Origin of the sequence: Porphyrobacter sp. SLTP, from assembly GCF_009905735.1 — a bacterium.
In the GTDB taxonomy this organism is placed as follows: Bacteria; Pseudomonadota; Alphaproteobacteria; order Sphingomonadales; family Sphingomonadaceae; genus Erythrobacter.
This window is the reverse complement of sequence record NZ_JAAALE010000002.1, coordinates 135,142-152,680: the sequence shown is the minus strand read 5'-3', so window position 1 is coordinate 152,680 and position 17,539 is coordinate 135,142. Positions and strand designations below refer to the sequence as shown.

Here is a 17,539-nt window from a genome sequence, read left to right as displayed (position 1 = left end):
CGCCGGTCGCCTGCTCGCTAGTCCTCTTTCGCAAAGGGAGAGAGCAATGGATTATGCGGGCAAGGTGGCTTGGATCACCGGGGCTTCATCGGGCATCGGCGCCGCGCTGGCGCAGGAACTGGCAGCACGCGGCGCGCACGTGGTGCTGTCGGGTCGGGACGAAGCCCGTCTGGCCGAAGTGGCGGCAACCTGCGGCGAGACATTGATCCTCGCTTTCGATGTACGTGACGACGCCGCGCTCGCCGAAGCCACGGCCAAGGCGATCGCGTGGAAAGGCCATGTCGACCTCGCCTTCGCCAATGCGGGCATTTCGCAGCGCAGCCGCGCGCTCAAGACCTCGATGCAGGTCTATCGCGACATTATCGAAGTCGACCTCCTTGCCCAGATCGCGTTCACCCAAGGGCTGATCGGTCACATGGCGGAGCGCGGGTCGGGGGCGCTCGGGTTCATCTCGTCGATCGCGGGTAAGGTCGGGGTGCCGATGCGCACCGCTTACAGCGCCGCCAAGTTCGGCCTTGCGGGCTATGCCGATGCGCTTCGGGCCGAGCTGTCGATCAACGGCGTCAGCGTCCACACCATCTACCCCGGATCGGTCGCCACCAATGTCTCGCGCAACGCGCTTAACGCTGACGGCACCCAGCGCGGGCGCTCGGACAAGGCGATTGACGAAGGCATCCCCGCCGACGTCGCGGCCCGCCAGATGCTCGACGGGATCGCCAATGGGGAGCGTGAGATCATCGTCGCGGAAGGCATGGAACTCGCCATGGGCGAGGCGCGCCGCACTCCCGAGGCGCTGTTCGATCAGGTCGCCGGCATGGTCGCCAAGGGTTACATGGACAAGCTGGAGCAGCAGTGATGAGCTTCGATCTCAAGCGGGTGCAATTGCCCAACGGCATCAGCCTCAACATCGTCGATGAGGGCCCGGTCGATGCGCCGGTGCTGATCTTCCTCCACGGCTTTCCCGAAAGCCACCGCACCTGGCGTCACCAGATCGCGCATTTCAAGGATCGGTTCCGCTGCATCGCGCCCGACCAGCGCGGTTATCGCGGATCGTCCAAGCCGCAAGAGGTGGCCGCCTACACCCCCGACAAGCTGATCGGCGATGTGTTCCTGCTGGCGGACGCGCTGGGGATCGCGCATTTCACCATCGTCGGCCACGATTGGGGCGGCGCGATTGCCTGGGGCGTTGCACTTGGCGGGCAGCACAGTCGGGTGACGCGCGCTATCATCGCCAATGCCCCGCACCCCGTGACCTTCCAGCGCCTGCTCTACACCCACCCCGGCCAGCGCGAGGCGAGCCAGTATATCCGCGGTTTCCGTGATCCCGCCAACGATGCGCTGGTGAAGGAGCACGGCCTCACCGGCCTGCTGCTGAAGGAAGTAAAGTGGGATCGCCCCAGCGCCATGGAGCCGGAGGAACGCGACGCGCTGCTGCTCGACTGGCAGAACCGCGATGCCGCCTTCGGGATGCTCAACTACTACCGGGCGAGCCCGATCGACGTGCCGACCATGGACGCGCCTTTCGCAATCCCCGCAGGCTGGACGCCCCCAGCCTTGCCCAAGCTGACGATCCCGACGCTGGTGATCTGGGGGCTGGACGACCTCGCTCTGCCGCCTGAGAACCTTGACGGGCTGGAGCACATCATCGACCCGCTCACTATCGTCCGGGTGCCAGACTGTGGGCATTTCGTGCCGTGGGAGGCGCCGGACGCGGTGAATGCGGCGATGGAGGCGTTTCTGGGGGGTTAAAACGTGCACGTCCCTCCCCGTTCGCTCAGCGAATGGGGAGGTGGCAGCCCGCAGGGCTGACGGAGGGGTCATCGCTCGGCCGGCTTACCCCTCCGACCGAGGCCTGCGGCCTCGCCCACCTCCCCATTCCTGCGGAACGGGGAGGGACTAACCCGCCAGCCACTCAACCCATGCCCCGTGCGGGTGGGCGTGGGAGAGCAGGTGTTCTTCGCCGTGATGCGCCTTCCCGTCCCACAGCCGCACCCGCAATTCGTGGCGGAAAGTCGCGGGGTCGGTTTCAAGCGCGATCCAGCCGAGGGGGGTGTCAGGCGTCGCCTCGGCACCCGATGCTTCAAACGCGGCAGTGATCCGCGCTTGGGTGGCGGCGGGCATGTATTGCCACATGATCGAATGGAACATCACCCGCGCCACACCCTGCTGTGCAGGCCGGGCCAGCATGGCTTCGGCGAAGTCGCCAGCGTCGGCAGCCACGAGATCGGGCGGCTGCACGCCTGCCAGCGCAATCGCGGCGTCAATCCGCGCCATGCGTTCCCCTGCATCAGGCCAAACATAGGCCTTGAGCCGCAAGGCCGCGTCAGGATCGGCAAGATTGATCGGGGCAATGTCGCAGCCCTTTACCGAGGTGATGCCGAACCCGGCGGGCGGCGCGGGCGGCGAGGCTCCGCGCCATGCGGGCACGATCCGCATGGGCGAGTCCTGCGGACCAACCTCGGTCTCGCCCAACCGGAAGAAATAGCGATCAATCATCGTGTTGACCCCGGCGCTTGCTCCCAGCTCGAACAGATCGAACCGCGGCGCGCGCACCCGCTGTGCCAGCCACAGCAATCCGGCCATGATGCTGGCGGAGCGCCCCGCTTCGTTGGTCTGCGGCGGGCCGTCGAGCCACGGCAAGAGCCGCGTATCGAACCTGTGCGTCAGATCGAGCACTAGCGCGTCAACCGCCGTCTGATCGGTGATCGCCCCCGCGTAAACCGCAGCCAATCGGTCATCCGCCCCCGTCAGCAACAGGTGGTGAAAGCCTCCGGCCAGCCGCAAGGGCATCGCATCTTTCAGTGTCAGCCCCGGCCAATCGGCGATCCGCCTGCCGGTCGCCGTATCGCTAGCCCGCACCCCTGCGAGCGCCCGGATCACGCGGGCGGTGGCAGGCGCGCCATTTTCTTCGGCATGACGGGCCTGCCAGTCGAGCGCCGTGGTAAAGTCCTCCAGCCCCATGATTCCAGGCTCACCCATCGCCATCACCATTGCCCTTTTGCCCGCTCGTCCTTAAGTGCGCGGCCAATCATGACCACCAATGGAACCCACGACAATCCCGGACAGCTGACCTTCGCTGTCCCCAAGGGGCGCATTCTTGATGAAGCGCTGCCAGTGATGGCGCGCGCCGGCGTGGAGCCTGACGCCGAGTTCCACGATCCCAAAAGCCGCGCGCTCGCCTTTGCATGCACCCGCAACGACATGCGGATGATCCGCGTACGGGCCTTCGACGTGGCGACCTTCGTCGCCCATGGCGCAGCGCAGATCGGGATCGTCGGTTCGGACGTGATCGAGGAGTTCGACTACGCCGATCTCTACGCGCCGGTCGATCTTGGCATCGGCCTGTGCCGCCTGTCGGTCGCCCGCCTCGCTTCGGACCTTGATGAGCCGGGCAGCGCCAGCCACCTTCGGGTCGCGACCAAGTATCCCAGCCTTACCCGCCGCCATTTCGAAGCTGCCGGGGTGCAGGCCGAATGCGTCAAGCTCAACGGTGCGATGGAGCTTGCCCCCTCGCTCGGATTGGCGCGGCAGATCGTTGACCTTGTTTCCACCGGCAAGACGCTGAAGGAAAACGGGCTGGTCGAAACCGATGTGATCCTCGACATTTCGGCCCGCCTGATCGTCAACCGCACCGCGCTCAAGACCGACGCCCGCGTGGCCGCGCTGGTCGACGCGTTCCGGCGCGAGGCGCAGGACCGTACTGACAAGGCCGCCGCCGCATGATCCCGATCCTTTCCACCCTCCAGCCCGATTTCGCAAAGGTGTTCGACCGCATCGTCGATGCCCGCCGCGAATCCGACAGCGAAGTCGCAGGGCAGGTCGCCGATATTCTCCAGACGGTGAAGCTGCGCGGCGATGCAGCGCTGTCGGATTACACCCAGCGCTTCGATGGCTATACGCTGGCGGACGATGGTGACTGGCTGATCACGCGCGAGCGATGCGAGCAGGCCTATCACGAACTCGCCCCCGATCTGCGCGACGCGCTCGAACTCGCGGCGGCGCGCATCCGCGCCTATCACGAGGCGCAGCTGCCCGAGGACCGCGACTATGTGGATGCCGCAGGCGTCAGGCTTGGGGCGATCTGGCGGCCGGTGGATGCAGCGGGGCTGTATGTTCCCGGCGGCCGCGCGGCCTATCCCTCCTCGCTGCTGATGAACGCGATCCCCGCGCGGGTTGCCGGCGTCGAGCGGTTGGTGGTCGTCACTCCGACGCCCAAGGGCCAGTCGAACCCGATGGTGCTCGCCGCCGCCCACATCGCCGGCGTGGACGAGATTTGGCGCGTCGGCGGGGCGCAGGCCGTGGGTGCCCTCGCCTATGGCACCAAGCGTATTCGCCCGGTCGATGTCATCACCGGGCCCGGCAATGCCTGGGTGGCCGAAGCCAAGCGCCAGCTTTACGGCGTCGTCGGGATCGACATGGTCGCCGGGCCTTCCGAAATTCTCGTGATCGCAGACGGCAAGAACGATCCCGATTGGATCGCCGCCGACCTGCTCAGCCAGGCTGAACACGACCCGACCTCGCAGTCGATCCTGATCACTGATGATGCCGGGTTTGCGCGGCAGGTGGAGGACTGCATCGATTTGCAGATCGGCCAGCTTTCGACCGCCAAGACCGCGCGCGCCAGCTGGGATGCGCACGGCGTGATGATCGTGGTCAATGATCTGCTGGCGGAAGCCCCCGCCCTCGCCAACCGCCTTGCTGCCGAACACGTCGAGATCGCGGTCGATGATCCCGAGCCCTACCTCAAGGCGATCCGTCACGCCGGGAGCATCTTCCTCGGCCGGATGACGCCCGAAGCCGTGGGCGACTATGTCGCCGGGCCGAACCACGTGCTGCCGACCGGGCGCCGCGCGCGCTTTTCCAGCGGGCTGTCGGTGCTCGATTTCATGAAACGCACCAGCTTTCTGGGGCTTGATGCGGCGTCTTTCGCTGCGATTGGCCCCGCCGCCGCAACCCTCGCCCATGCCGAGGGGCTGCCTGCCCACGCCAAGTCCGTGGAACTGAGGATCACATGAACCATCCCGCCCGTTCAAAAGCCCGCTCGGCTGCGCGTCTCGCCGCCGTGCAGGCGCTGTATCAGCAGCATATGGAAGGCACCGCAGTGGTGCGGCTGCTCGACGAATTCCACCAGCACCGGCTGGGCCGCACCATCGACGATGACGACTTCGACGATGCCGAATATGCCGACGCCGAAGTGCCGTTCTTCGATGATGTCGTGCGCGGTGTGGACGCCCGGAAGGACGAGATCGACGCGCTGGTGGCGGACAAGCTGGCCGCCGGATGGAGCATCGCGCGGCTCGACAAGACCATGCTGCAAGTGCTGCGCGCCGGCACCTATGAACTGATCGCCCGCGTCGATGTGCCCGCAGCGGTGACGATCAACGAATATGTCGAGGTCGCCAAGGCGTTCTTCGATGATGGGCAGGCGAAGTTTGTCAATGGCATTCTGGATGCTGTGGCGAGGGATGCGCGGTAACGTCCCTCTCCGTTCGGAACGAATGGGGAGGTGGCCGCGCGTGAGCGCGGTCGGAGGGGTTAGGCCTTCTCCGCACACCCCTCCGTCAGCCCTGCGGGCTGCCACCTCCCCATTGCTGCGCAACGGTGAGGGACTTTGATGAACGAACCCGACTTCATTGCCGCCCTGCGCTTGCTCCCGCTCCACCCCGGTGCGCGGGAGCTGGCGGATGATTGCGCGGTGCTGACCATCGGAAGCGAAACGCTGGTCATCACCCACGACATGATGGCCGAGGGCACGCATTTCCGTGCCGACGCTGACATGGCCGATGTCGCGTGGAAGCTGGTCGCTTCTAACCTTTCGGACCTTGCTGCCAAGGGAGCAGAGCCGGTCGGCGTATTGCTCGGGCATATGCTGGGCCGCGATGATGCGCGCTTTCTGGCAGGACTGCATGAGGCGCTCGCTGCCTTTGGCGCGCCGCTGTTCGGCGGGGATACGGTCGCGGCGCAAGGCGCGCGCAGTTTCGGCCTCACCGCAATCGGGCGGGCGACCTGCCAGCCTCTCCCGTCGCGATCAGGCGCGCGACCGGGCGACTCCATCTACCTCACCGGCCCGGTCGGACGCGCGATGCTGGGCTTCACAGGCGATGCCGAGCACCTCGCTGCCTTCAATCGCCCACAGCCGCGCTGTGCCGAAGGACAAGCCCTCGCTCCCCATGTCAGCGCGATGATGGATGTGTCGGACGGGCTGCTGCTCGATAGCTGGCGCATGGCGCAGGCGAGCGGCGTGACCTTCGCGCTTGAACCGGCCTCCATCCCGGTCGCTGATCCTGCCCAGCGCGATGCCTGCATTCGCTGGGGCGATGATTACGAGCTGTTGTTCACCGCCCCGCCCGCTGTCCGCTTGCCGGTTGCAGTGCACCGCATCGGCACCGTCATCGAACGCGCTGATGCGCCGCTGGTGCTGGGCGATGAGCCGCTCCGCGACCCCGCCTCCCTCGGCTACCAGCACGGCTGACACCCCGCTCTGCCTGCCAAAACTGCTGAAAGCGGCGCAAAACCGCGCCTCCGGCGGGCGGGAGGCTTGCCAGCACCCTGCGAGCGCCTATGACTGGCACCCCTGCGCCCGCGGGATCAAAACGAGGCGCACGCGCCCCGCAAGGGGAAGCAACATAAGACGAGAGGGGATTGCTCGTGAATCTATTGCTCATTTCAATTGGGCTGGGGCTGCTTGCCATTGTGTATGGCTTCATCACCAGTCGGCAGGTGCTCGGCGCAGACGCCGGGAATGCCAAAATGCAGGAAATTGCCGCCGCCATTCAGGAAGGCGCGCAGGCTTATCTTAAGCGCCAATATACCGCGATTGCGATTGTCGGCGTGATTGTCGCGGTGATCGTCGCCGTCACGCTGGGCGCGATCCCGGCGGTGGGCTTTGTGATCGGCGCGGTGCTTTCGGGCGTGGCGGGCTTTATCGGCATGAACGTGTCGGTGCGCTCCAACGTTCGCACAGCGGCCGCCGCGATGAAGGGGCTGCAAGAGGGCCTGACGCTGGCGTTCCGCGCCGGGGCGATCACCGGAATGCTGGTGGCTGGCCTCGCGCTCCTCGCGATTGCGTGCTTCTTCTGGTATCTCACCGGCCCTGCGGGCCTTGCGGCTGATAGCCGTCCGGTGGTGATCGGCCTCACCGCGCTGGCGCTCGGCGCTTCGCTGGTGTCGATCTTCGCACGCCTCGGCGGCGGGATTTTCACCAAGGCGGCTGACGTCGGTGCCGACCTTGTCGGCAAGGTCGAGGCAGGCATCCCCGAAGATGACCCGCGCAACCCCGCCGTGATTGCCGACAACGTCGGTGACAATGTCGGCGACTGCGCCGGGATGGCGGCCGACCTGTTCGAAACCTACGTCGTCACCGTCGGCGCTACGATGGTGCTGACCGCACTGCTGCTGAGCGGGGCTGAGAACCTCTTCGCGCTGATGGTGCTGCCGCTGCTGATTGGCGGCGTGTGCATCGTCACCTCGATCATCGGAACATACTTCGTGCGCCTCGGCGGCGGGACCAACATCATGGGCGCGATGTACAAGGGCTTCCTTGTCACCGCCGTCCTTTCGGTTCCGGCGATCTGGTTCGCGATCAGCGCCACGCTGGGCGATATGGAGAGCGCGATTGCAGAGCAGGCCTATAATGGCCGCACCCTGTTCTATTGCGGGTTCCTGGGCCTCGTCATCACGGGCCTCATCATCTGGATCACCGAGTACTACACCGGCACCAACTACCGCCCGGTGCGCTCGATCGCCAAGGCTTCGGAAACGGGCCACGGCACCAACGTGATCCAGGGCCTTGCGATCAGCATGGAATCGACCGCACTGCCGACGCTGGTGATCTGCGGCGGCATCATCATCGCCTTCCAACTCGCTGGGCTGATGGGGATCGCCTATGCGGCCACGTCGATGCTGGCGCTGGCGGGCATGGTCGTGGCGCTCGACGCCTATGGCCCGGTCACCGACAATGCCGGCGGCATCGCCGAAATGGCGGGGCTGGACGAAAGCGTGCGCGAAAAGACCGATGCGCTCGACGCCGTGGGCAACACCACCAAGGCCGTGACCAAGGGCTATGCCATTGGATCGGCGGGCCTTGCCGCACTCGTGCTGTTCGCCACCTACACCGCCGACCTGCGCGAGCTGTTCGAGGGTGTAACGGTCGATTTCAGCCTCGAAAACCCCTACGTCATCGTCGGGCTGCTGCTCGGCGCCTTGCTGCCGTACCTGTTCGGCGCGATGGGCATGACGGCAGTGGGCCGGGCTGCGGGCGAAGTGGTGAAGGACGTGCGCGACCAGTTCGCCAAGAACCCGGGCATCATGACCTATGAGGTCAAGCCCGACTACGCCCGTACCGTCGATCTCGTCACCAAGGCGGCGATCAAGGAGATGATCATCCCCTCGCTGCTGCCGGTGGCGGCACCGATCGTGGTGTATTTCGTGATCACTGCTGTTGCGGGGCAGGCCAACGGCTTTGCCGCGCTGGGCGCCCTGCTGCTCGGCGTGATCGTCGGCGGGCTGTTCGTCGCGATCTCGATGACCTCGGGTGGCGGCGCATGGGACAATGCCAAGAAGTACATCGAGGACGGCCATCACGGTGGCAAGGGTTCCGACGCGCACAAGGCGGCGGTGACAGGCGATACGGTCGGCGATCCCTACAAGGACACCGCTGGCCCGGCGGTCAACCCGATGATCAAGATCACCAATATCGTCGCCCTGCTGCTGCTGGCGGCTTTGGCGGCGGGCTGAACCTGATCCAGCCTAATCGTTGAAGATCACAAACCCCGCCGGGAGCAATTCCGGCGGGGTTTAATTTTGCCCGGCGCCCTGTCCCTGCATCGGACAGCCGCGCCTCGCGCTGAGGCTTTCTTAACGGCCCTGTGGCATGACCCTGCCACAGCGCCCGGATCGGCGCGGCAAGGCAGGGTTAACGGCAATGGACATGGCACGTGCGGACAGCTTTCGCACCGGCGAAACCGGCTCTGCGCCCGCCGCGCTTCCGCATGGCCGATTGCAACTGCTGACCACCGAGGAACTGGCCGATCCCGCCTTCCTCACCGCGTGGGAGCGCCTCGTCGCCCGCGCCGCTGAGCCCAATCCCTTCTTCGAACCGTGGTTCCTGCTGCCAGCCCTGCGCCAGTGGGGCGGAACGGACCGGGTTGTCACCAAGGCGTGGTTCCACGACGGACGGCTTGCAGGCCTGCTGCCCGTGGTCCGCAGCGCCAAGTATTACAGCCACATCATCACCCATGCGACCGGGTGGCTCCACGACAATGCCTTCTGCGGCGTGCCCCTGATTGCGGCGGGGAACGAGGAGGCTTTCTGGCGCGACATGCTCGCCCATTTCGACCGCCGGGCGCGGCGGGCCCTGTTCCTGCACCTGCCGCTGCTGCCCGCCGATGACCCTGCCAACGCCGCGCTTGACCGCGTGCTCGCGGCCTGGCCCCGCGCGCATTACACCGTCACCGAGGAAAATCGTGCGCTCCTGACCGGCGAGACCTCGGCCGAAGCCTATCTCGCAGCCGCGATGAGCGCCAAGAAGCGCAAGGAATTGCGCCGCCAGCACAACCGTTTGGCCGAGGAAGGTGCTCTCGTCTTTGAACGGTTGGAAGACGACGCCGGCCTCGCAGAATGGACCGCAGAATTCCTCGCGCTGGAAGCGGCCGGATGGAAGGGCGAGGCTGGTTCGGCCCTCTCCAGCGCGCCGGACACGCGCAGCCTGTTCGAACAATCGCTGACAGGCGCTGCGGCGGCGGGGCGTCTGGAACGGCTTGCGCTCCGGCTCGATGGCCGGGCGATTGCGATGCTGGTGAACTTCGTCACCGCCCCGGGCGCCTACAGCTTCAAGACCGCCTTTGACGAGGATTACGCGCGCTTTTCGCCCGGGATGCTGTTGCAGCTCGAAAATCTCGCGCTGCTGGAACGGCCTGCAATCCAATGGGCCGATAGCTGCGCGGTGGAAGGCCACCCGATGATCGAACGCCTGTGGCGCGACAAGCGCCGCATGATCAGCCGCAACATCGCCATTGGCGGACCGATGCGGCGCGGCCTGTTCCGCCTGCTGATGGCTTACGAAACCCGCCCGAGGAGGTCTTCATGAACGCCCCCGCCCACTTTGCCGACGCGCTGTCCGCACCCGTGTTCGCGCAAGCATCGCGCACTCGCTTTGCCGCGCATTATCCCGAACAGCCGCATATCCTCGCCCACAGCCTCACCAGCCACCCGCTGCTGGAAATCGAGGCGTTGGCGCAGCTGGCCGAGCGACTGCCGATCACCAGCGTCGAATACAACCGCGGCGACCTGCCGATCGGGGTCGATGGCAAACCCGGTTCCAACGGGCTGACCATCGCCGAAACCATCCGCCGCGTAGCCGAGGCGGAAAGCTGGGCGGTGCTCAAGAATATCGAGCAGGTGCCGGCCTATGAAGACCTGCTGCATGGCTTGCTGGAAGAAATCCGCCCCGAAATCGAAGCCGCGACCGGCGCGATGCTGACCCCGCAGGGCTTCATCTTCGTCTCCAGCCCCAATTCGGTCACGCCCTATCATTTCGATCCGGAACACAACATCCTGCTCCAGATCCGGGGCAGCAAGGTGATGACGCAGTTCCCGGCCGGCGACACCCGCTTCGTGCCCGATGAAGCCCACGAGACCTACCATTCGGGCGGTCCGCGCGAATTGAAGTGGGATGACAGCTTCCTGGCCCACGGGCGCGAATTCCCGCTCAACCCCGGCGAGGCATTGTTTGTGCCGGTAATGGCGCCGCATTTCGTGAAGAACGGCCCCGCCCCGTCGGTCTCGCTGTCGATCACCTGGCGCTCAGAATGGAGCTACCGCGAAAGCGACGCGCGCATCTTCAACGCGATCCTGCGGGAGCGCGGGTTCAAGCCTGCCGCCCCCGGTCGCTGGCCGCATCAGAATTATGGCAAGGCCTATGCCTTCCGCATCATGCGCAAGCTTGGCTTGACGGGTTCGTAAGCGCCTCGCATGGCCCTGCGCCATGAGTGAGACACCAACCCCTGAAGAACTGGTCGCCAGCCTGATCCGGCTGCTGACCGTCGAAAAACGCGCCGCAGACGTTTACGCCGGGCCGCCTCAGGCTGATGGCATCGGGCGCGTGTTTGGCGGGCAGGTGCTCGCCCAGGCGCTTCAGGCGGCGCAGGCCAGCGTCACCGATGGCAAGCGCGCGCACTCGCTCCACGCCTATTTCCTGCGCGGTGGGCGTGAGGGTGTGCCGATCGAATATCGCATTGAGCGCGACTTTGATGGGCGCAGCTTCGCCAACCGCAGGGTGGTCGCTGCGCAGGAGAATGAAGACGGCATCGCGGTGCCGATCTTCAACCTCACCGCCAGCTTCCAACAACCGGAAGATGGCCTTGAGCATATCGATTCGCCGATGCCGGATGTGCCCTTCCCCGATGATCTGCGCTCTGACAGGGAGCAGCGCCGGGAAATTGCCGAGGCATGGGCCGACCGTTTGAACGATCAGCAACGCCGTATGATGCTGCGCCCGCGTCCGATCGAGATGCGCACCACTGATCGCCTTCATTGGATGAGCAGCGAACCGCGCGAACCGCGCGCGCATTCGTGGTTCCGGGTCTGCGCACCGATCACCGGCGCGGACGATACGCCCGAACTCCACCGCGCGATCATCACCTATGCCAGCGACTACACCCTGCTCGGCACCAGCGCGCTCCCGCATGGGCTCAGCTGGATGCGCAACGAACTGGTCGGCGCGAGCCTCGATCACGCGCTGTGGTTCCACCGCGATGCGCGCGCTGACGAATGGCTGCTCTACGCCACCGACGCGCCTTGGAGCGGCGGCGGGCGCGGGTTCAACCGCGGGCGGATCTTCAACCTCTCCGGCAAGCTGGTGGCCAGCGTCGCGCAAGAGGGGATGATGCGGAAAAGGGTGAAGGGTTAAACCACCCCGTCGTCATTGCGAGCGTAGCGAAGCAATCCATGAACCGAGCCATCCGCGTGCGGTGACGTTCCTCCATGGAATGCCGCGTCGCTACGCACCTCGCAATGACAAGGCTAGTGAGCCAGAAACACCGGCATCTGCGGTTCGCTTAGCATCCGGCGCGTGACCCCGCCCAGCAGCAGCTCAGCAAGGCGCGAGTGGCCATAGGCGCCCATCACCATCAGCGAACAATCGCGCATCTGCGCCGCTGAAAACAGCGTGTCGGCGATGCTGGCCTCCCCGCGGGGAAGTTCGACGATCTCGCATTCGATCCCGTGGCGGCTGAGGTATTTGGCTCCGTCGGTCGAAGGCAGGTCAAAGCGCGCCTTGTCCGCTTCTTCGACGACGCTCGCCAGCGTCACCTTGCACGAACAGGCGAGCAGCGGCACCGCCGCGCGCAATGCGTGGGCGCCTTCGGACGACCCGTTCCACGCCACCAGCATCGGCGCGCCGATATCGAAGCTCTTGGCGCCCTCCGGCACCACCAGCACCGGCACCGGCGCCTTCATCACCACATCGCCCACCAAGGCCGAAGGCCCGCGCCCATCCGTGCCAGCCTCAGCCGGGCCGAGGATCACGATATCGGCCAGTGGGGACGCTTCCAACAGGCGGTGCGGGGCGATGCCATAGACAAAGCGCCAGTCCCACGGCACGCCTTCATGCTCCAATTCCTTCTCGATCTGCGCGCGCAGGTTCTCGGCGTTTTCCTTGATTACGGGCATCGCGGCCGCGATCGCCGAGCCATAGAAATCGCCCGGCGCGAAGACCTCGTAACTGACCGCCTGAAGGCAGGTGAGGTGACCGTTGGTTGCGCGGGCAATATCGAGCGCCACTTGCAGGCGCGCCGTCATGGCGCGGTCATGGTCAATGTGCAGCAAAATCGATTTCATGGCGTGTCTCCCATTCATGATGCGGATAATCGCCCCGATCATCGGAACTGGCTTTGACAGAGATCAATTTCTCGCCCGCGCCCCTGCGGTCTCCATAGCATCTTGCCTTAACCAGAGCGCGCGCTCATTCTGCGGACAGGGAGAGACCATCATGCAGATCACGCGCCATCCGCCGGTGAAGACGTCGCTGGAACCGTCGAACCACCCCTACCTCACCGGGCCGTGGACGCCGCTGCACGAAGAGACCGACGTCGCCGAACTGCCGGTGATTGAGGGCGCGATTCCGGCAGACATTGACGGCATTTACCTGCGCAACACCGAGAACCAGGTTCACCAGCCATTGGGTCGGCATCACCCCTTCGATGGCGACGCGATGATCCATCAGGTCAATATCTCCGGCGGCAAGGCGAGCTATCGCAACCGCTTCGTGCGCACCCATTGTTTCGAGGCCGAGCAGATTGCCGGGCGTTCGCTATGGGGCGGGCTGATGGACCCGTGGGGCACCAGCGTACGGCCCGGCTTTGGCGCGCATGGCGGGCTGAAGGATACCGGCTCGACCGACATCATCGTTCATGCCGGGACGGCCTATGCCACGCTCTACCAATGCGGCGAGGCGTGGATGCTCGACCCCGTCACGCTCGGCAGCCGGGGCAAGGCGCCGTGGGTGCCGCTCGACGGCATTTCGGCCCATCCCAAGGTGGACGAGGCGACCGGCGAGTTGATGTTCTTCAACTACTCCAAGCACGCCCCGTTCATGCATTACGGCGTGGTCGATCGCACCGGTCAGCTGGTGCATTACGTTCCCATCCCCCTGCCCGGCCCGCGCCTGCCGCATGACATGGCGATCACGCCCAACTGGTCGATCCTCAACGACATGCCGCTCTATTGGGACGAAGAATTGCTCGGGCGGAACATCCATGCGGCGCGCATTCACGATGGCGTACCGACCCGCTTCGCCCTGATCCCGCGTCACGGGCAACCGCAGGACATCCGCTGGTTCGAGGCCGCGCCGACCTATGTGCTCCACTGGACCAATGCCTGGGAAGAAGGGGACGAGGTGATCCTCGAAGGCTATCATCAGGCCAAGCCGATGCCCGATCCCTTGGAGGAAATGGGCCGCTACAGCCACATGATGGCCTATGTGGACGAACACTCGTTCCAGTCCCGCCTGCACCGCTGGCGCTTCAACTTAAAGACCGGCGAGACGCGCGAGGAGCGGCTGACCGACCGCATCGTCGAATTCGGGATGATCAACCCGCAATACGCCATGCGCAAGAGCCGCTACGTCTGGTCCACCACCACCCGCCCCGGCTGGTTCCTGTTCAACGGCTATGTCCGGCACGACACTGAGACGGGCGAGGAGCAGGTGTTCCAGCTTCCCGAGGGTGTCTATGCCAGCGAAAGCCCGATGATCCCGAGAAAGGGTGCAACGTCGGAGGATGATGGCTACCTCGTCACCTTCCTGATCGACGAGAACACCGGCACCTCCGAATGTGCGATCATGGATGCGAGCGACGTGACCAAGGGCCCGATCTGCCGCCTCGCGCTGCCGCACAAGATCTGTTCAGGGACGCACTCGGTGTGGGTCGAACACGCTCAACTGCGCTCCGACGCGGCGTTCCACGCGCAGCGTTTCGCGGCGGCATGACGTCACCGGTCGAGGTGACTTGAACGCTCGTCGCGCGCGCGCTTGCGCCTGACCGCCCCCACGCCTAGCGCCCCGGGCTTGGACTATCGTTCCCGGGGACTTTTCATATGACCTTTCGCCTTGCTCTTGCCGCCTCGACCGCGCTGTTCCTGACGGCTGCCCCGGCGCTCGCTCAGACGGCTGCTGCACCCGCCGCAGCCACCACCTCTGCCGAGCAGTCCGAACACGACAAGCTGTTCGCGCTGTTCGCGGATGCCGACGCGCGCGAGCTGGCGCTCAATCCGCTCAGCCGCCTGTTCCGGGGTGAGGAAGAAAATGCCGGGCGGCTTGGCGACCTGCTGACCGATTCCAGCTTTCTCGCCAGCCGCACCGACATCAAGCTGAACCTCGCGCTGCTGGCCCAGATCGACCGCAGCAAATTGTCCGAGACCGACCAGCTCGCCTATGACGTGTTCCAGTACACGCAGCAGCGCGCGCTTGACGGCGTCAGTGACGAAATGCGCGCGCTGACCGAAGTGCGCCCGCTCAACCACTTCTTCGGCCTGCACACCTTCTACCCGCAATTCGCCAGCGGCACCGGGGTCGCCCCGTTCAAGACGCTCGCGAATTACGAGGACAACCTCTCACGCCACAATGACTATATCGACTTCATCGACCGCGCGATTGCCAAGTTCCGCGAAGGCATGGCGAGCGGCGTGGTGGAAACCAAGCTGACCGTCGGCATCATGGTCACCCAGCTCGACACGCAGCTGAAGACCCCGCTGGCAGACTCGATGTTCATGGCCCCGACTAAGGCCTTCCCCGACACTATTGCCGAGGCTGACCGCACCCGCCTCACCGCAGCCTACGCGGCCAAGACCGCCGAACTCTATGCCGCCAACACGCGGCTGCGCGATTTCCTGCGCGACGAATATCTCCCCGCCGCGCGCGACAGCATCGGCCTGTCCCAGATGAAGGGCGGCGACAAGCTTTACGCCCGTCTGGTCGAGGATTCGACCACCCTGCCGATGGACCCCGAGACGATCCACCAGCTCGGCCTGTCGGAAGTCGCACGGATCAAGGCCGATCTGGAAAAGCTCAAGAAGGAAGTGAAGTTCAAGGGCACGCTGACCCAGTTCTTCGACTATGTCCGCACCGACCCCAAGTTCCAGCCCAAGACCCGCGAAGCGCTGACGCAGTCCTATTACGACATCGGCAAGCAGGTCGATGCCAAGATCGGCGACTACTTCTCGCTGATCCCCAAGTCGCCGCTGGAAATCCGTCCCTATGATCCTTCGACCGAGGAGTTCGAAGCGGGCGGGTCGTACCAGTCCGGCTCAGCTGACGGGGCGCGTCCGGGCGTGTTCTACTTCAACGCCTATGACCTGCCGAGCCGCCTGACGCCGGGCAATGTCACGCTGTACCTGCATGAAGGCGCACCGGGGCACCACTTCCAGATCAGCCTGGCGCAGGAGAACGAGGCGCTGCCCGCCTTCATGCGCTATGGCGGGACGACCGCCTATGTCGAAGGCTGGGCGCTCTATGCCGAGACGCTGGGTTACGAGATGGGCTTCTACAAGGACCCGTGGAACCGTTACGGCACCTTGCAGGACGAACAGCTGCGCGCGATGCGGCTGGTGGTGGACACCGGCATCCATGCCAAGGGCTGGACCCGGGATCAGGCGATTGCCTTCATGATGGACAATTCGGGCATGACCCGCACCGAAGTCGTGGCCGAGGTGGATCGTTACATCGCCATCCCTTCGCAGGCGCTCGCCTACAAGATCGGGGCGCTGACAATCCAGAAACTGCGCCAGCGGGCCGAAACCACGCTGGGCAGTAAGTTCGACATCAAGGCCTTCCACGAGCAGGTTCTGAACACCGGCGGCCTGCCGCTGGCGGTGCTTGAAGCCAAGATCGACCGCTGGATCACCGCCCAATCCGGTAAGTGATCGAGCGCGCGGGAGCCCCTCGCGCCTCAACTCACCGCATCCTATCCCCGGTTGCCCGCTCCTGTGGCAGCCGGGGAATTGACGTTAACCTGCGAGCAAGGTGTGGCTGAACAACCACGCCTCGCGCACTTAATTCAACAAGGGCATCGCACGGGATCGCGGCCCGCACCACAGGAGCAATACCACTGTGACCACCACTAAGCATAAGGCGCGTAACCTCGCGCTGATCGCCCTTTTGGGCGCTGTATCTGCCACCGGCCTTGCCGCCCAGACGCAGGTACCCGTCGAAGACCAGGGCGAGGTGTTGACCACCGTCTATGGCTCGCTGCCCCCGCTTGCCGAAATGACCGAGGGGCCCAAGGTCACCGGCATCATCTCGGCGCGCAAGGGTTCGCGTCTGCAAGTGACGGCTGACGATGGCACGACCACCATGATCACGCTCCACCCCGAAACCGAAATCCGCACCCGCGGCGGGTTCCTCGGCATCGGCAACAAGGCGTTCGATCAGAGCGCGCTGATCAACGGCCTGCCGGTGATCGTGAAGACCGGCCAGTACGGCGAAGGTCTGGTGGCCAGCGAAGTCCGCTTCACCAGCGATGATCGCCAGATCGCAGCGATGATCCGCGGCGGCACCCAACAGCAGTTCGGCGAACAGGGCGCTGCGATCAAGCAGAACGCCGCCGCCACCGAAGCCCTGCGCGGCCGCCTTGGCGATATCGACAAGTACAACCTCAAGAGCACCACCAACGTCTATTTCGACACCGGCAAGTCCGTGCTGACGCCCGGTGCCAAGTCGGAACTCTGCGCCGCAGCGCAAACCGCAGGCGCCAACGAAAACTCGCTGATGCTGGTGCTGGGCTACACCGACTCGACCGGGTCGCAGGAAGTGAACCAGACGCTGTCGGAAAAGCGCGCAGCGGCGGTGGTCAACCACCTTCAGCAGGTCTGCAAGTGGAAGCCCTACCGGATGCTGACCCCGACGGGCATGGCCACGTCTGATCCAGCTGCCGACAACACCACCGCCGCCGGCCGCGCGCAGAACCGCCGCGTGTCGGTCAACGTGCTGGTGAGCAAGGCGCTCGACGGCCAGTAAGAGGTGCGCAAAGGGGCAGGCCTTCGCTGG

At 65.2% G+C, this 17,539-nt stretch carries 15 protein-coding genes; 13 read left to right on the top strand and 2 right to left on the bottom strand.

What is annotated here, in order from left to right; all coding sequences use genetic code 11:
* Positions 1-46: 46 nt before the first annotated feature.
* Both GVM20_RS02025 and GVM20_RS02020 read left to right on the top strand, forming a co-directional pair.
* Positions 47-856 carry an SDR family NAD(P)-dependent oxidoreductase gene (locus GVM20_RS02025; protein WP_166545635.1) on the top strand — a complete coding sequence of 270 codons (810 nt, stop codon included), beginning with the start codon at positions 47-49 and terminating at the stop codon, positions 854-856.
* A complete protein-coding gene (locus GVM20_RS02020; RefSeq protein WP_166545634.1) occupies positions 856-1,749 on the top strand; it encodes an alpha/beta fold hydrolase in 894 nt (297 codons plus the stop codon). Before GVM20_RS02025 ends, GVM20_RS02020 begins: the two co-directional genes overlap by 1 nt.
* A gap of 147 nt (positions 1,750-1,896) precedes the next feature.
* Here GVM20_RS02020 and GVM20_RS02015 read toward each other — a convergent pair whose 3' ends face one another.
* The gene (locus tag GVM20_RS02015) at positions 1,897-2,979 is read right to left on the bottom strand and encodes a DUF2332 domain-containing protein (RefSeq protein WP_353653089.1); all 1,083 of its coding nucleotides are present in this window, start codon (positions 2,977-2,979) and stop codon (positions 1,897-1,899) included.
* Positions 2,980-3,030: 51 nt separating this feature from the next.
* Here GVM20_RS02015 and hisG point away from each other — a divergent pair, with 51 nt between their 5' ends.
* The 8 genes from hisG to GVM20_RS01975 all read left to right on the top strand — a co-directional run bounded on the left by hisG (position 3,031) and on the right by GVM20_RS01975 (position 11,908).
* Positions 3,031-3,723: an ATP phosphoribosyltransferase gene (hisG, locus tag GVM20_RS02010; protein ID WP_166545632.1), complete on the top strand. Its 693-nt coding sequence runs from the start codon at positions 3,031-3,033 to the stop codon at positions 3,721-3,723.
* Complete coding sequence (hisD, locus tag GVM20_RS02005) at positions 3,720-5,015, top strand: histidinol dehydrogenase (RefSeq protein WP_166545631.1); 1,296 nt, start codon at positions 3,720-3,722, stop codon at positions 5,013-5,015. The genes hisG and hisD overlap by 4 nt, the downstream gene beginning before the upstream one ends.
* Positions 5,012-5,476 (top strand): transcription antitermination factor NusB, encoded by a 465-nt coding sequence (nusB, locus tag GVM20_RS02000; protein WP_166545630.1) that lies wholly within the window; start codon positions 5,012-5,014, stop codon positions 5,474-5,476. Before hisD ends, nusB begins: the two co-directional genes overlap by 4 nt.
* Before the next feature lie 138 nt (positions 5,477-5,614).
* Positions 5,615-6,472 (top strand): thiamine-phosphate kinase, encoded by an 858-nt coding sequence (gene thiL, locus GVM20_RS01995; RefSeq protein WP_166545629.1) that lies wholly within the window; start codon positions 5,615-5,617, stop codon positions 6,470-6,472.
* Between the two features lie 176 nt (positions 6,473-6,648).
* Positions 6,649-8,736 (top strand): sodium-translocating pyrophosphatase, encoded by a 2,088-nt coding sequence (locus tag GVM20_RS01990; RefSeq protein ID WP_166545628.1) that lies wholly within the window; start codon positions 6,649-6,651, stop codon positions 8,734-8,736.
* Between the two features lie 187 nt (positions 8,737-8,923).
* Positions 8,924-10,087: a GNAT family N-acetyltransferase gene (locus GVM20_RS01985; RefSeq protein WP_234031800.1), complete on the top strand. Its 1,164-nt coding sequence runs from the start codon at positions 8,924-8,926 to the stop codon at positions 10,085-10,087.
* Positions 10,084-10,962: a cupin-like domain-containing protein gene (locus GVM20_RS01980; protein ID WP_166545627.1), complete on the top strand. Its 879-nt coding sequence runs from the start codon at positions 10,084-10,086 to the stop codon at positions 10,960-10,962. Before GVM20_RS01985 ends, GVM20_RS01980 begins: the two co-directional genes overlap by 4 nt.
* Before the next feature lie 22 nt (positions 10,963-10,984).
* Positions 10,985-11,908, top strand: coding sequence for an acyl-CoA thioesterase (locus GVM20_RS01975; RefSeq protein WP_166545626.1), 924 nt, complete (start codon positions 10,985-10,987; stop codon positions 11,906-11,908).
* A 113-nt stretch (positions 11,909-12,021) separates the two neighbouring features.
* On the opposite strand, the gene GVM20_RS01970 is transcribed toward GVM20_RS01975, so the two are convergent.
* Positions 12,022-12,837: a universal stress protein gene (locus GVM20_RS01970; protein WP_166545625.1), complete on the bottom strand. Its 816-nt coding sequence runs from the start codon at positions 12,835-12,837 to the stop codon at positions 12,022-12,024.
* A 151-nt stretch (positions 12,838-12,988) separates the two neighbouring features.
* Between GVM20_RS01970 and GVM20_RS01965 the strand changes: the two genes are divergently transcribed.
* From GVM20_RS01965 to GVM20_RS01955, 3 genes are all read left to right on the top strand, one after another.
* Complete coding sequence (locus tag GVM20_RS01965; protein WP_166545624.1) at positions 12,989-14,485, top strand: carotenoid oxygenase family protein; 1,497 nt, start codon at positions 12,989-12,991, stop codon at positions 14,483-14,485.
* 107 nt (positions 14,486-14,592) lie between these two features.
* Positions 14,593-16,416 carry a DUF885 domain-containing protein gene (locus GVM20_RS01960; protein ID WP_166545623.1) on the top strand — a complete coding sequence of 608 codons (1,824 nt, stop codon included), beginning with the start codon at positions 14,593-14,595 and terminating at the stop codon, positions 16,414-16,416.
* Positions 16,417-16,603: 187 nt separating this feature from the next.
* Entirely contained in the window at positions 16,604-17,509 is a 906-nt protein-coding gene (locus tag GVM20_RS01955; protein ID WP_166545622.1) for an OmpA family protein, read from the top strand.
* Positions 17,510-17,539: the final 30 nt, after the last annotated feature.